The sequence below is a fragment of the Halomicrobium urmianum genome (assembly GCF_020217425.1).
GTDB lineage: Archaea > Halobacteriota > Halobacteria > Halobacteriales > Haloarculaceae > Halomicrobium > Halomicrobium urmianum.
On the sequence record NZ_CP084091.1, the window covers coordinates 96,075 to 108,661 of the forward strand.

Sequence of the window (12,587 nt, forward strand, 5' to 3'; positions counted from 1 at the left end):
TCGCCGCGCGGAACGGCTCAAAGCGCTGGAACGCGAAAGCCCGCGAGGGGCGCAACCGAAAACGCACTTAATGCTGGCGTCGAGACCAGATTTACTTTAGCCCGGAACGGGCGCTCCCCGCACCGCGAGCGCCCGCACGCCCGGAATGGTCGGTCGCGAGCGACGCGGAGGGCAGAAGCGGCGAGCGGGGCGTGCCGTAACAAAGAACCTGTTCAACCGGGCTCGACGCTCTGTCACACAGCCGATATCCTGGTGGACTCAGAAAGGGCGAGGTCGTCTCGGTCGCCCCCCGACCCCGCAAGCACCACAGGCACGAGGAGCGCAGTGTGGGTCGCGGGATGCCGAGCGGCCGAGGGCTTTCTATTCGTTCTCAGCCACCCCCTGCCGTCTCGACGGAAGCATTATCCTGCACCGCCACGGACGATATAGTATGCACCACACACCGCCGGTGCAACGGGTGAACGTGCGGACGATGAGCGCTTGCTCTGTTCTTTCGTAGTTGGTAGCGGCGCCGGCGGGTGTATCGCCTTCTCATCGAGCAGCGACGCCGCTTTCACCGAGACAAATGCAGACCACCGAGTACGAACTCCGCGATCGAATCGACCAGCTCATAAACTACCGTGGCGAGGGCACCGAGCTCATCACCGTGGCCGTCCCGCCAGACAAATCGCTCCATGCGGTTCGTGAGCGCATTGACCGCGAATATGCACAGGCTGCGAACATCAAATCCGATCAGACACGAACTCACGTCCAGGACGCGCTCGGACGTATCCGACGCCTCCTCCAAGCGTACGAAGAGCCACCACCAAGCGGCCTTGTCATCTACGCTGGTGTCGTTGATGGTGAGCTGCAGGACGCCGTCTTCGACGATCTCGACGTCCCCGTCGACGTCTCACTGTACCGCTGTGCAGCCGAATTCGAGACAGCCCCCGTCGAGCAGGCGCTCACCCCGTCAGAGGTGTACGGTCTGGTCGTCCTCGAACGGGGCCGTGCTGCCCTCGGTCGCCTCGCCGGCGAACGCATCGTTTCCAGCCGGACCTTCGAGAGCCAAGTGATGGGAAAATCCCGTGCTGGCGGTCAGAGTGCGCAGCGATTCGAACGCGAGCGCGACCGCCAGAAACACGAGTTCTTCGAGCAGGTCGCCGACGCTGCCGAGCAGACGTTCCTCGATGAGCCCACTGTCGATGGCGTCATCCTCGGCGGGACGACAATCACCGTCGACGAGTTCCAGCAGGGTGACTATCTCCACCACGAGTTGCGGGACCACATACTAGGCGTCTATCCGATTGAGTACGCGACCAAGCAGGGTCTCTCGCAGCTCGTAGAGCGTGCCGAGGACGTACTGTCTGATGCTGAGCGCCGACGGGAGCGGGAATCCCTCGATCGGTTCTTCACGGCGCTGGGACAGGGTGGAGATGTCGCCTACGGAGCTGATGAAACGCGAACCGCCCTCGACTATGGAGCGGTCGACGTCCTTCTCGTTTCCGACGCACGGCCACCAGCGGAGATTCGTGAACTGGAGGAAGCGACGACCGACCAAGGCGGTGAGTGTCTCGTTGTGTCGACTGACACAGATCGAGGTGCTCAGTTCGATACTGCATTCGGGGGCCTTGGAGCGCTCCTCCGGTTCCGTATTAACTAAGCCGAGTAGTTTTTGACGCCATAGCTGTTCTAGCGTCCCAGTGTACGGGTCTGGAGGCAGTCATCGGTCGTGCAGACGACCTCAAATGGCCGTAAACCGGGCAGGCGCGGTGTCGCTCTTGGAGACACGAATAACTCACACCGGTCTCAACCGTCGTCCTGTGCGTTCAATTCTGTAAGGACCTGGCCGGCCGCCGTCCCGATACGAATGCCATCTACGTTACGCATCTCGAGGTCGTGCGTGGCAGTCCGAAAGGGGTAGTGGTCGACGAGGATGCGATGGATAACGGTTCGGACGGGGTCAGTCCCGTACCTGTCGACGACAGTAGCCATCATCTCGTCGAGATGCACGTCCCGGTGCTCCGTCCGGGGATTCTGTGCGCGTTCGAGCACGAGTTCGACTACATCGTCAACTGATGCGTGCTCGGGATTCTTGGTTCGTTCACGAACGTCGTAGAGAGCGTCGTTATCGGGCATTCCTGTTCACTTCGAAGTATTCTCCACAGTGTCAGGTCACCTCGAGCAACGAGCGAGCCCGCTGTACGTAACTGTTCGCGCCCCAGCTACGGGCGTTGCTAATCTCATCGAGGAGCAGCCGCGCATCGGCAGCTGATAGGTGTTCAGTTCGAACGAGAACCGAGAGCAGCGTCGGTGTCGTGACGAGTCGGGTATCAGCGAGTGAGGCGTGGATCAAGCCAAGTTGGTTGAACTCGTCACAGAGGAAGAGCGCAGCATCGAGATCGTTCGCGAGCGTGACCGCCGCGTTCTCACCGTCATCGAGGGGGAACTCGGCATCGAGGTCGACCGACTGTGTCGTGAATGACTCTGCTTGGTCGAGTACGGCAGACGCGGCGTGTCCATGGACGTCATCGTAGGAGGCGATCTCTTGGAGTTCATCGATGACCGCTGTTGGGACGACGACCTCGTACCGGGAGAGACAGAGTGCGAGTGGATCGGGGTCGTCGTCAGTAACGATCCCGAGACTCACGAGAGCGGAGGCGTCTGCGATAAGCCGCGACATCTATGCGTCGGCGACCTCGTCGATGAAGTCCTCGTCCAACTGCTGTTTCAACACTCGGAGGTTTGCCGCCTCCTCGGCGCCGACGAGCGCTTTGAGCTGCTCGAAGCTGATCTCATCGTCGTAATAGGCGGCGGCGATCTCCTGGGTGAGTGCGTCGTCGTGAGCGGCGTCTTGGAGGTACTCCCGAAGCGCGGTCACGAGGACGTCTGTTCGGTCTTCCCCGAGGACTGCGGCCAGTGCGTCGGCGCGGTCGATGAGCCGATTGGGGGCCCGAAACTGCACGCGCTTCTTATCGGCGCTCATGATGTGTACATTGTGAGCCAACGCACTTAGCCGTTTTCGTGTGTACGATGTGAGCCTCACTCGGCCAAGCGTCACCTGTCCACGAGATGCTCTTCGAGGTCACGCGTCCAGTGCGTATCGGTCCCACCGGGACTCCATCTCGCACACAGCTGTAGTGGGCCTTCCAAGTGACCGAGTTCGACACGGAACCGTGTGATGGCTGCAAGCGCATCGACGATGATACCACAGCTATCGCATGCATGCTGGTCAGGGTAGTCGGGATCGCGACTCGACTGGATCGCGCAGTCGATGCAGATTGGGTACATAACTACTTTCGTCTTTTCTCCAGGTATGAGCCTCCCCCACGTCTGTACCGAGAACCGGATTGCAGAAGACACAGCCAGGGAGCATCTGTTGCATCACTGTCCTCCCCCGTGGGTGTCGCGAGCGGCGGTCCAGCCTTGAGGGAAGACTGCGAGTTGAAGAATCAGGTCGAATGCCTCGTCGCTTGGTTCGTGGACGAGGACCCGTTCGTCGGGGATGGGAGTGACCACCTTGTCGTCGACCAGGTCATTGATGGAAGATGGGCCCTCCCGTCATCGCGGGACGCGTCAACCGTCATGGATTTGGTGGGTTTCGTGCTCGGTCATCGAACAAGTGTCATCAGAGCCGACGTAGCTGGCCGGGGCTGCGGTCGCAGTGCCGGTGCCTGCGAGCAGCGCGCCTCGTCACGGGCGGGTCGTGGTCTACCGTATCTGGATGGACGCACGACCACCATAGATAGTCATTTCAGAGCTTCATGGCTAGAATCTGCCTAGAGGTTAGTTCAAATCCGCGCGGTCGAATCGGCGGAATCCGAGCATCAGGGGGACCACGGCCCAGGCCAACAGGACGCAGAGACCGAATAACTGGACGGTGGTGTCACCCACGGACCCGGATGTGGAGTTGACGAGGCCGGCGACGAATCCGTGGGTCATCGTGAAAGTCTCCATCGGATTGAGGCGCTGAACGTAGAGGTACCAGGTCGGCCACGTTCCGGGATCAAGCTGGCTGATTCCGGGCGACGTGGAGCCGGTGAACAGTAGAGCGGCGGCCGGGATGGCAAGGTCGTGCCAGAGGCGGAACGGCCCGAACACGAGGAAGAGACCGAGCATCCCGGTCAGTGATTGGAGCCGTGTCTCAGCGGCCGCTGACACCCCGACAGTCAGGGTCGTCATCACCGCACCGTAGGCCGCGACGTAGGCGGCGACGACGACTAGGAGGAGCAGCGGGAGTTCGCCGTACGTAGCGACGATGGCGACTGTCAAGGCGGCCGTGGCGGTCAGGAGGACTGCGACCACGAGCGCGATGCGCGAGAACGTCTTGCCGAGGACGAAGTCACGCCGCGTTACGGGGTGGCCGAAGAGGAGCCGCAGGCTCCCCGAAGAGCGTTCGCCGACGATTGACCGGTACGCCACGATTATCGCCAGCGGGGTGACGTAGAACTGGAACGACATCGGGACAAACGCGGCGGCATCGGCCGCGTCATCGATAATCTGAGAACCAAGCAGGCCGTTGAACGCAGGAAGCGTTGCGACGATCAGGACCGCGGTCACGCCCCAGAGGAGCTTCGAACGGGCAGCGTCCGCGAAATCTCTGCGGGCGATTGTAAGCGCCGCTCGGCTCATGACCGGGCCTCCTCAGCGTCGCCTGCGGTGTAGCTGGCGAAGACTTCTTGGAGGCTGGTCTCCTCGACGTCGATGTCCGTGACGGTCGCCCCGGTGGACTCGACGGCGGCGATTACCTGCGCCTTGGCGGCCGGATCCGTGCAGTCGACGCGGAGGGTTTCACCGTCCCGACGCACTCCGGCGACGGCGTCGATGTCGTTGAACACGGGGTCGACTGCGATATCGTCGACGGTGAGGACCAACGTCGTGGTCGTGTTCGCGGCGCTGCGCAGGTCGTCGACAGTATCGACGGTTACCAGTTCGCCGTCGTCCATAATTGCAACCCGGTCACAGACCGCTTCGACCTGCTCCATAATGTGGCTGGAGAAGAACACGGTGGCACCCCGGTCGGCCTCGGCGCGGACAATCTCGCGCATCTTGCGGGCGCCGTTTGGATCGAGCCCAGATGACGGCTCGTCGAGAATTAGCAAATCTGGTTCATCGACGAGCGCCATCGCCAAGGCGAGGCGCTGGGCCATCCCCTTCGAGAAGTCGCCCGCGATGCGATCTGCGGCGTCCCCGAGACCGACCCGTTCGAGCACCGCGTCGGGGTCGGTCGCGCAGTCCTCCAGATCGGCGGCGAACTGCACGTGCTTGCGGGCTGAGAGGCGGTCGTAGAGGCTATATCCTTCTGGGAGGATCCCGATGCGGTCGCGGACGGCACGCTGTTCGGTCTGGGGATCGCAGCCCAGCACCGAGATCGATCCGCTCGTCGGCCGGACGAAATCGAGTAGCATGTTGATCGTCGTTGACTTGCCGGCACCGTTGGGTCCGAGAAAGCCGAATACTTCCCCGGGAACAACCGTGAGATCAAGATTGTTGACAGCGACGACATCGTCACCAAAGCGTTTCATCAGGCCGCGCGTCTCGATGGAGGGCATGGTATTTCCGCTTAGCTAACCATAGAGATAAGAAACTAATCATCTCCCGATTACTTGGATCCGTCCGATCCAGCAACGGGGATCCAAGTGTTCAGTAAGATGTCCACTTCGACTCCTTTGTTCGTACAAATTCCTGAACCGCGTATCTCCGATACAATTCTAGTGATCCACCTTCTGTACTGACCGATTCAAGCCACCTCTTTCTGGAAAAGCTTCCGTGCGAGAGACGCGCCCTTAACTCAGCAGTGGCCGAGTCTTCTACTCGACTACTGCCAGGACGAACATGCTGAATACAGAGACTATACTCATCCCGCCTTTACACGACTTGCTCTTTCGATGAATCTGTCGCAGCGGATAAGAGGGTGACTGTGTTCCCCCTATACTTGATCTCTGAATACGGATACTAGTCCACCACCGTGTCTTCTGCTGGTTCCCTTATCGTATCCTGCTCCCTTTGACCCGATACTCGGTCAGCTCTTCATCTCGATGCCGCACAGTTCGAACCGCGTCCCGCCGGTGTCACCGTCCGTGATCGCGATCTCCCAGCCTTCGGCCTGGTAATCTGTTTCACGCTCTTGAGGCCGATTCCCGTCCCACCGGCTTTCGTTGAGTGTTGCCAATCGAATACCTTCTCCCGCGCTTCCGGTGCAATCCCTGGCCCGTCGTCCTCAAAGAAAAATCCATTCCCCTCATTGAGGCGGCCAAGCCAGACATGTACTGATTCGCCGGCATGTTCGACCGCATTCCGGAAGAGGTTGGTCAGCAGGTGCTCCAAATGGCGTCGGTCCGCCGTAATGACGATCCCATTCTCAATCGCGGCGCCGCCATGGCCGGGATTGACCCTCGACCAGACCCGTCCGGCCAGAGCCGATACATCCACGGTCGTCTTTGAGATACCGCCCTCTCCCGGTTGGGAGATGGCAAGCACGTCATCGATGACATGTTCGATTCGAGTGACGGCGGCCTTGGCGGCCTCAAGGTGTTCGGCTCGTTCATCAGGTGTGGCACTGTTTTTGAGAAGTTCCAGACGCCCATGGGCAACCTGAACGGAATTTTGTAAGTCGTGGGAAAGAACGCCTGCGAACTCAGAGAGCCGTTCCTTCTCGAAGTACATCTCGCGCTCGGATTTGCGTCTATCGGTGATATCACGCAAGATGGAGAGGTGTAGCCCCGGCGTGATGTTCGTACTTGCGGCGTATTTGGCGACGCATACCGAGCTGTCTGGGCGTTCAACGGGATAGACCGCGCATGTCTCCCTTATCTTGGAAAGTATCCCACGCCGCCTCGAAGTCGAAATCGTCAACCGTGTACTCCTCGGCCACTGTCCCCAGGAGTTCGTCTTCCCGGCGGCCGAAGAGCAGACACGCCGCGGCGTTAACGTTCTGTAGAACGCCGTCGTCATCCGCAATGAGCATCGCGTCGGACGCTTGTTCGAACACGGCTTGAAAGCGATCCTTTTCCGTGTCGACCTGTTGCTCCGGGCCACAGCTATCGCAGGCCTAGTGGTCACGGTCGTCGGGATAGGGACTCGACTGGACCGCGCAGTCGACACAGATCTGGTGAGTGACTCGCTCTTCTTTCCCTCAGGTATGGCTTCACCGGTCTCTGCGCCGAATGGGGCGGCACAGCCAACGAACGGTTGCTTGCATTACTCGGCCTCCACGTTGGCGTTGCAAGCGGCCGTCCAGCCATGATGGTAGACGGCTAGCTGAGTCGTCGAGTCGAACGCGGTCCCGCTCGGTTCGTGGACTAGGACGCACTCCTCGGGAATTGGAGTGACGACGTCCGCGTTGACGAGGTCGTCGACCAGACTGCAGGCGATCATGCTATCGATATCCTGCGTGTCGACGCCGGCGTTGTCGCGGTCCTTCGCGAGCAACACTCTCTCGACCTGTTCGTAGTCGGGACTCGTATCGTCGAGAGGATCGGGAGTAGCCATTATGAGTCACGCCGTGCACGCTATCGCGCGCTGCACGACTTTCGGCGTTAACGAGACACATCGCATCTCGTTCGCACACCAGAACGCGAAGCGTTCCTGGGGACGCCGACGAACACTCCACACGAGATGTGACCCCTTATTCGCTCCAGAGGGCTGTGATTCGGTCTTCGATCTCCTCGAGGACGAGCGCAACGACGTCACGATGGTCGTCTGGCCACGATGCGTCCTCGCCGGGCGCCAAGGCGGTGGGCGGGGGGTGGAAATGGTCTCGTGTATTGTGCGGATTCGGGTGTCGGTCCCACCGGCACTCCCAGGCGTGGTCCGAGTGCTGCTCTCGATAGTGCAGTTTGAAGTCGTCATTCGTGTACCAACGGACCGTCAACTGCGCCTCGTCGACGGCTGCCGGGTAGTACGACGGGGCAAAGACGACGTGGAGTTCCAGATGGCCGCTGGCGTCCGTGACGGTCGCTCGGGAGACCTGCCTCGTCACTTGGAGCCGCGACTGGAGGAACTCGAGGATGGGACGATCGATGGAGGCAGGGCTCCCGCCATCCCCTGTCGGTGGTACCATCGAGCGGGCTACCCGGACGCCTGTTCGCGCTCGCCACCCGTGCGTTGCTGGCGCGCACGTTCGTAGCGGTCACGCTCTTCGCGGGCGGTCGCCCAGTCGGCCAGGTCGCTGTACACGTCGTCGATGGTCCGCTCGTCGCTGTCCTCCGCGGCGGCGACGGCGTCGACTGCGGCCGGTGAAGCGGCGTCGTACGTCGTCTCGTACTCGGTGATGCGCGTCGTTAGCTCACGAACGCGATCCTGCAGGTCCTCGATGGAATGGTCGGCCGCGAGCTGGTTGATGCGTCGCCACTCAAAATACGCGTCATTCCGTTCGTAGGTGGCCGGATGGCCATCGTGTCGAGTGACGATTCCCAAATCGTCGAACCAGCCAAGGTACTTCCGAGCGGTCTTGGGGTCACAGTCGGCGCTGTCGGCGATCGCGCTCGCCGTCGTCGGCTTCCGGGTCTGCAGGATGGTGCCGTAGATGCGTTGTTCGACATCGTCGCTACTGAACGCGTCCTCGAAAGGGGGTGGCCCATCGGCGGCGTCTGTCTCAGACATACTCGGGATTACAAGGCGAAGGATATAGTTCTTACTTCGAGGAATAGTTTCCTGATTAGAGTAGCGTACAGGGGGCCGCCTGGTTGGCTTCGAAAGGAGCACGATATTAACCAACAACAGGTCGTGGCTCAGGAAACTGTTGGTTAACTCACGCAGGTCAGCGCATCCGGAGCACTCGAGCAGGTTTGACGCTGAATGTATCTGGGTTGTCGACCGGCACGTCGTGACTGCGATCAGTTGCTTGTGACGACGCCCGGGTGAGCCGGGTGATGAGATCCTCACGAACAGCCCGCCGACTGACTGTCGACTCGTGCCACCCAAGTCGTTCATCGTAGTGCCGTTTCCGAAACATCTCCCCGTTGTCGTCGATGGGATGAACTGCGTTCGCTTTGCTCCCCACACGTTCGTAGAGACGTACTCCGCACCAACCTCTTCGTGAGTGAGTTCCACGAGGACACACTCGACGAATGAAACGATGGAGAGCTGACTTCTCTCGTTGGGAACCGTCAGTTCGAGATCCGCCCACGGCGCTTCGCTTGATTGTTCTATCTGTTCGCCACGTAGTCCCGATTGCTGTCGCTCGTGTTCTGAAGACATAGTAGTTCGGTGGGGGCTCACTGCGCCCCTCTCCCCTCTTGGGGGGTGAGAAAATCCACCGCGAATCGCGTCACTATCCAATGAGCGGCTTCTGATATGTTTGCTGTAGACACTTGTCGTTTGATAGCCCCTCGGCCGGAGAGAGCCCGCGGCGTTTGCACCGGTGTACCCTAGCCTTCCTTTGGATAATTCTGGAGGTGCAAAGGATATCAAAACGGGCTTAGATTCAACAATAGGTCCGTCGGGCTTTTTTTAGGCGGTGGAAATGTCTTCGACGAAATTCAAACTCGGCTTCCCGGGGTAATTGTGCTTGACGAGGTGGTGAGGGCCTCGAATTCGAAGGAATCAGTATTACATATTGGCCGCACTCGCCGACGACGAATTTCAGCAGCTAACGAAGGTTAGCTGCGACTCGTGTCGAATACACCCCATATCGGCCGAATATAGGGGAGATAGGCTCTGAAAAGCGCGTGACGAGGTTCTTAACTCCCCGGACCACCTCTCCGATAGAAATATAGAAACTATGGTAGTACCCTCATAGACGCCGAAAAATCGCCGGATCGGCTAGTCCAAGACAACGGTCAGTATTCCTTAAGGTTCATTTTTGATTAGTCTGAGAAGCTCGCGTTCGGGACCGGCGAAGAGTGAATTGTAGGTTTTACTCGATTCGCTTGGCTCTGTTGAAATCCTCTTCTTTAGAGAATTGTTCACGTGAATCTACTGAACACTACACGTGCAAACTGAGCAAAAACGTGGCAATTTATTCCTCGGCAGGAATTTCGTAAATTGCATCAATATAACCTTGAGGACTATCTGGCTTAGTGAAATACATATCTGCTTGAGGGCCTTCCGATTGGATTTTCTCTTTCTGGTGCTTCGCGCTGGTCATTATGGCTACAGAGGTATGAGGCAGCGTATCTTTAATTTCCGTCAGAACCTCCCTTGCTGTTCCCTTTTCAAGGTTCCAATCAAGTAAGATTGCATCAGGACGGAGATCAGCATCGTATTCACCGGGCTGATGAATTATATCGCGAGCCTCCTCCTTATCAGACGCTATATAGAGTGTAGTTTCTATATCGGCGGTCTCAACGATCTCCTCTATAAGCCGAATCTCGCCGGGATGATCATCAATTATGAGGAGATCATCAGGTTCCTGTGAGCGTGAAGACACAGATTGGACTATCAACATCTAATCGGAAATGTCGTGTGCTTCTCCTGTACTTAGTCTATATACCAAATTGGGAAAACACGTTATTTAAGTACTCAGCAAAGACACATCGGTTGTATGCCCTCCCTGAAACGCATCCACATAGCAGCAGTGTTCGTCCTGTTTGGTATTGCTGCCCTCCTGTACTCGATGGTTATCGCCTATGAGCCCCTCCTCGGCACGGGCGTCGCGTTCGCATCCTCCGTCGTCGCAGCGTTCGCGTACCATGGCGACGCCACCCGGCAGACGGTCACTCGTGCAACGATCATCGTTACGCTCATCTACGGCGTTTTCACTCTCCAGCTCCCTATTGCTGTCATCGCAGCCTGCGTCGTCTACCTCACCGCGTGGCTCACAGGTTCGGATAGCCCATTCAATGCACCTGACACGCAGATCTTCCCGGTCGAATCGACGGCTACTACTGAATCCGACCGTAGCGAGTAAATCGGCGACCTGCGGATGCTGGGTCGTGGTTTGTTTGGTGACTCTCTTGTACTGATCGAAGCGACTCTCCCGATCGAGGAGGGTTCTCACCACCTGATTTGGTGTGAAGCATCCGTTCGGTAGGTGTGCCTATGTATCAACATCGGGATTCCCAAGGGCCAGTCCGATGAGGCTAATGAGGAGGCCGAAGCCCGTGATCCAGTTCACCCACGTCGCGTAATTGAGCGCTTCAGTGACGGCGAAGAATCCTCCGAACAGAATTACTGCAATACCGAACAGAATGATATCCGTGTTCGCCATATAATCGGCTGATGAACGGCAGCCCATAGGTTTTCTGACTGGAGACTATTCCGAGAAGTGAGACTGTAGTTTGCCGATCACGAGCAACAGTAGTCCAAGTCCGACGAAGATGACAACCGCAAAGAAGGCCTCACCGCCATAGTCTCGTCCGAAAACTAGCCCGCCAAGGAAGCTCACAGCTAGAACCAAGAGGAATTGAATTCTCCGGCTCTGTTGAAATCCTTAGTGAATTGCAGGCTCAGTCAGTAGTTTGAGTAGATGCAGGCCTTCCCAAAGTCTCGGTTGCTCCGATTTGTTGAGGAAGCATTTCAGTTAGCGCAACGTGCTGTGGCTCGATATTCCTCGAAGTTCTCGAAACGACGGTACACACTTCATCAGCACATCGTTCTCCTGTGTCTCAAAGTGCGGAAGGACACGACCTATCGGACTCTCCTCGACGAACTCATCGAGATGCCCCGCATTCGAAAAGCGATCAACCTCACCGAACTCCCTGCGCCGTCAACGCTGTGCAAAGCGTTCGACAGACTTGACATGGCCGTTTGGCGTGTCTTGCTCAACCTCTCTGTTTCACTGCTCCCGACTAACGGTGTCGTCGGGATCGATGCCTCCGGATTTGACCGGAGCCACGCCTCGAAACACTACACGAAGCGAACGAAGTTGACGATTCAACAGTTGAAAGTTACACTTCTCGTGGATACCAGAGCGAATGCCATCCTTGATCTCCACGTGACGACGACCAGAAAACACGACTCGAAGATCGCGCCATCACTCATTAAACGAAATGCTGGTGAAGTAGCGGTGCTCCTCGGCTATAAGGGATACGACGACCAGCAGATTCGCGCGTTAGCTCGTGAAGATGGCATTCGTCCCCTGATCAAGCACCGAGAATTTTCGTCACTCCACAAGGCATGGAACGCTCGGTTGGACGACGACCTCTACGGCCAACGGAGTCAGAATGAGACTGTGAACTCTCGCCTGAAACGGAAATATGGCGCATTCATCCGATCACGACGCTGGTGGAAGCAGTTCCGTGAACTCGTTGTCGGCTGTCTCACTCACAACCTCGAAAAGGCACTCTGAACGTTCAATAGAGAGGACTCACCTATCATTCAGTACAGGCAAACTTCTTTTATGACCGGGCACAACAATACACTATGCTCCCTGATCGGCTCACCCGTCACGAAACTCTCCCCATCGGAAACTTCTGGGTGTTATCCTCGGAAGTACGATGTTTGGGGCCGGATTCGTTCGATACGCGCAACTCATAGATGGGAGTGGCCCAGTACTCGATATATTGGCCGTATACGGTCTGTGGAGCCTCAGTGCTATAATTATCGTCGTGGCAGCATTACCGACTGCTTGGGGGTATAGTGTATTATATTCATATGCGATTCCATTCGGTCTGCTATTCGGGGCTGTGTCCGTTATTGGGATTGCCTATACAGGTCAGCCCCCG

General features: G+C 58.0%; 14 protein-coding genes and 5 pseudogenes. 3 read left to right on the top strand and 16 right to left on the bottom strand.

Annotation, left to right across the window (positions count from 1 at the left end; genetic code table 11):
- The first annotated feature begins 565 nt into the window (after positions 1-565).
- Entirely contained in the window at positions 566-1,642 is a 1,077-nt protein-coding gene (prf1, locus tag LCY71_RS17325; RefSeq protein WP_225336183.1) for a peptide chain release factor aRF-1, read from the top strand.
- A 146-nt stretch (positions 1,643-1,788) separates the two neighbouring features.
- Here prf1 and LCY71_RS17330 read toward each other — a convergent pair whose 3' ends face one another.
- From LCY71_RS17330 to LCY71_RS17390, 15 genes and pseudogenes are all read right to left on the bottom strand, one after another.
- Positions 1,789-2,118 (bottom strand): DUF8158 family protein, encoded by a 330-nt coding sequence (locus LCY71_RS17330; protein ID WP_225336184.1) that lies wholly within the window; start codon positions 2,116-2,118, stop codon positions 1,789-1,791.
- Positions 2,119-2,149: 31 nt separating this feature from the next.
- Positions 2,150-2,662, bottom strand: coding sequence for a PIN domain-containing protein (locus LCY71_RS17335; RefSeq protein WP_225336185.1), 513 nt, complete (start codon positions 2,660-2,662; stop codon positions 2,150-2,152).
- Positions 2,663-2,965, bottom strand: coding sequence for a hypothetical protein (locus LCY71_RS17340; RefSeq protein WP_225336186.1), 303 nt, complete (start codon positions 2,963-2,965; stop codon positions 2,663-2,665).
- 71 nt (positions 2,966-3,036) lie between these two features.
- Positions 3,037-3,364: pseudogene (locus LCY71_RS17345) on the bottom strand (DUF7558 family protein).
- A pseudogene (locus tag LCY71_RS21895) lies at positions 3,364-3,522 on the bottom strand (DUF8069 family protein); the annotation flags it as partial. The pseudogenes LCY71_RS21895 and LCY71_RS17345, both read right to left, overlap by 1 nt.
- Before the next feature lie 243 nt (positions 3,523-3,765).
- On the bottom strand, positions 3,766-4,611 hold the full coding sequence (locus LCY71_RS17350; protein ID WP_225336187.1) for an ABC transporter permease subunit: 846 nt from the start codon (positions 4,609-4,611) through the stop codon (positions 3,766-3,768).
- Entirely contained in the window at positions 4,608-5,531 is a 924-nt protein-coding gene (locus LCY71_RS17355; RefSeq protein ID WP_225336188.1) for an ABC transporter ATP-binding protein, read from the bottom strand. Before LCY71_RS17355 ends, LCY71_RS17350 begins: the two co-directional genes overlap by 4 nt.
- 478 nt (positions 5,532-6,009) lie before the next feature.
- On the bottom strand, positions 6,010-6,684 hold the full coding sequence (locus LCY71_RS17360) for a sensor histidine kinase (protein WP_225336189.1): 675 nt from the start codon (positions 6,682-6,684) through the stop codon (positions 6,010-6,012).
- Between the two features lie 76 nt (positions 6,685-6,760).
- Positions 6,761-6,979 (bottom strand): annotated as a pseudogene (locus LCY71_RS17365) (PAS domain-containing protein); the annotation flags it as partial.
- 54 nt (positions 6,980-7,033) lie between these two features.
- Positions 7,034-7,176: pseudogene (locus LCY71_RS21840) on the bottom strand (DUF7558 family protein); the annotation flags it as partial.
- Positions 7,177-7,179: 3 nt separating this feature from the next.
- Positions 7,180-7,470 (bottom strand): DUF8069 family protein, encoded by a 291-nt coding sequence (locus LCY71_RS17370; protein WP_225336191.1) that lies wholly within the window; start codon positions 7,468-7,470, stop codon positions 7,180-7,182.
- A 136-nt stretch (positions 7,471-7,606) separates the two neighbouring features.
- A complete protein-coding gene (locus tag LCY71_RS17375) occupies positions 7,607-8,041 on the bottom strand; it encodes a toxin-antitoxin system TumE family protein (RefSeq protein WP_225336192.1) in 435 nt (144 codons plus the stop codon).
- A gap of 8 nt (positions 8,042-8,049) precedes the next feature.
- On the bottom strand, positions 8,050-8,583 hold the full coding sequence (locus LCY71_RS17380) for a DUF7342 family protein (protein ID WP_225336193.1): 534 nt from the start codon (positions 8,581-8,583) through the stop codon (positions 8,050-8,052).
- Between the two features lie 157 nt (positions 8,584-8,740).
- A pseudogene (locus tag LCY71_RS21900) lies at positions 8,741-9,180 on the bottom strand (DUF8030 family protein).
- A 760-nt stretch (positions 9,181-9,940) separates the two neighbouring features.
- Complete coding sequence (locus tag LCY71_RS17390) at positions 9,941-10,351, bottom strand: response regulator (RefSeq protein WP_225336194.1); 411 nt, start codon at positions 10,349-10,351, stop codon at positions 9,941-9,943.
- 114 nt (positions 10,352-10,465) lie between these two features.
- Between LCY71_RS17390 and LCY71_RS17395 the strand changes: the two genes are divergently transcribed.
- Positions 10,466-10,831, top strand: a complete 366-nt coding sequence (locus tag LCY71_RS17395) for a hypothetical protein (protein WP_225336195.1) — start codon at positions 10,466-10,468, stop codon at positions 10,829-10,831.
- A gap of 129 nt (positions 10,832-10,960) precedes the next feature.
- On the opposite strand, the gene LCY71_RS17400 is transcribed toward LCY71_RS17395, so the two are convergent.
- Positions 10,961-11,131: a hypothetical protein gene (locus LCY71_RS17400; protein ID WP_225336196.1), complete on the bottom strand. Its 171-nt coding sequence runs from the start codon at positions 11,129-11,131 to the stop codon at positions 10,961-10,963.
- A gap of 258 nt (positions 11,132-11,389) precedes the next feature.
- On the opposite strand from LCY71_RS17400, the gene LCY71_RS17405 reads away from it, so the two are divergent.
- Positions 11,390-12,211 carry an IS5 family transposase gene (locus LCY71_RS17405; RefSeq protein WP_225336197.1) on the top strand — a complete coding sequence of 274 codons (822 nt, stop codon included), beginning with the start codon at positions 11,390-11,392 and terminating at the stop codon, positions 12,209-12,211.
- The last annotated feature ends 376 nt before the right edge of the window (positions 12,212-12,587 follow it).

Coding starts and splice junctions, on each gene's coding strand:
- prf1 (WP_225336183.1), top strand. CDS start 566: ATGCAGACCACCGAGTACGAACTCCGCGATCGAATCGACCAGCTCATA.
- LCY71_RS17330 (WP_225336184.1), bottom strand. CDS start 2,118: ATGCCCGATAACGACGCTCTCTACGACGTTCGTGAACGAACCAAGAAT.
- LCY71_RS17335 (WP_225336185.1), bottom strand. CDS start 2,662: ATGTCGCGGCTTATCGCAGACGCCTCCGCTCTCGTGAGTCTCGGGATC.
- LCY71_RS17340 (WP_225336186.1), bottom strand. CDS start 2,965: ATGAGCGCCGATAAGAAGCGCGTGCAGTTTCGGGCCCCCAATCGGCTC.
- LCY71_RS17350 (WP_225336187.1), bottom strand. CDS start 4,611: ATGAGCCGAGCGGCGCTTACAATCGCCCGCAGAGATTTCGCGGACGCT.
- LCY71_RS17355 (WP_225336188.1), bottom strand. CDS start 5,531: ATGCCCTCCATCGAGACGCGCGGCCTGATGAAACGCTTTGGTGACGAT.
- LCY71_RS17370 (WP_225336191.1), bottom strand. CDS start 7,470: ATGGCTACTCCCGATCCTCTCGACGATACGAGTCCCGACTACGAACAG.
- LCY71_RS17375 (WP_225336192.1), bottom strand. CDS start 8,041: ATGGTACCACCGACAGGGGATGGCGGGAGCCCTGCCTCCATCGATCGT.
- LCY71_RS17380 (WP_225336193.1), bottom strand. CDS start 8,583: ATGTCTGAGACAGACGCCGCCGATGGGCCACCCCCTTTCGAGGACGCG.
- LCY71_RS17395 (WP_225336195.1), top strand. CDS start 10,466: ATGCCCTCCCTGAAACGCATCCACATAGCAGCAGTGTTCGTCCTGTTT.
- LCY71_RS17400 (WP_225336196.1), bottom strand. CDS start 11,131: ATGGCGAACACGGATATCATTCTGTTCGGTATTGCAGTAATTCTGTTC.
- LCY71_RS17405 (WP_225336197.1), top strand. CDS start 11,390: ATGCAGGCCTTCCCAAAGTCTCGGTTGCTCCGATTTGTTGAGGAAGCA.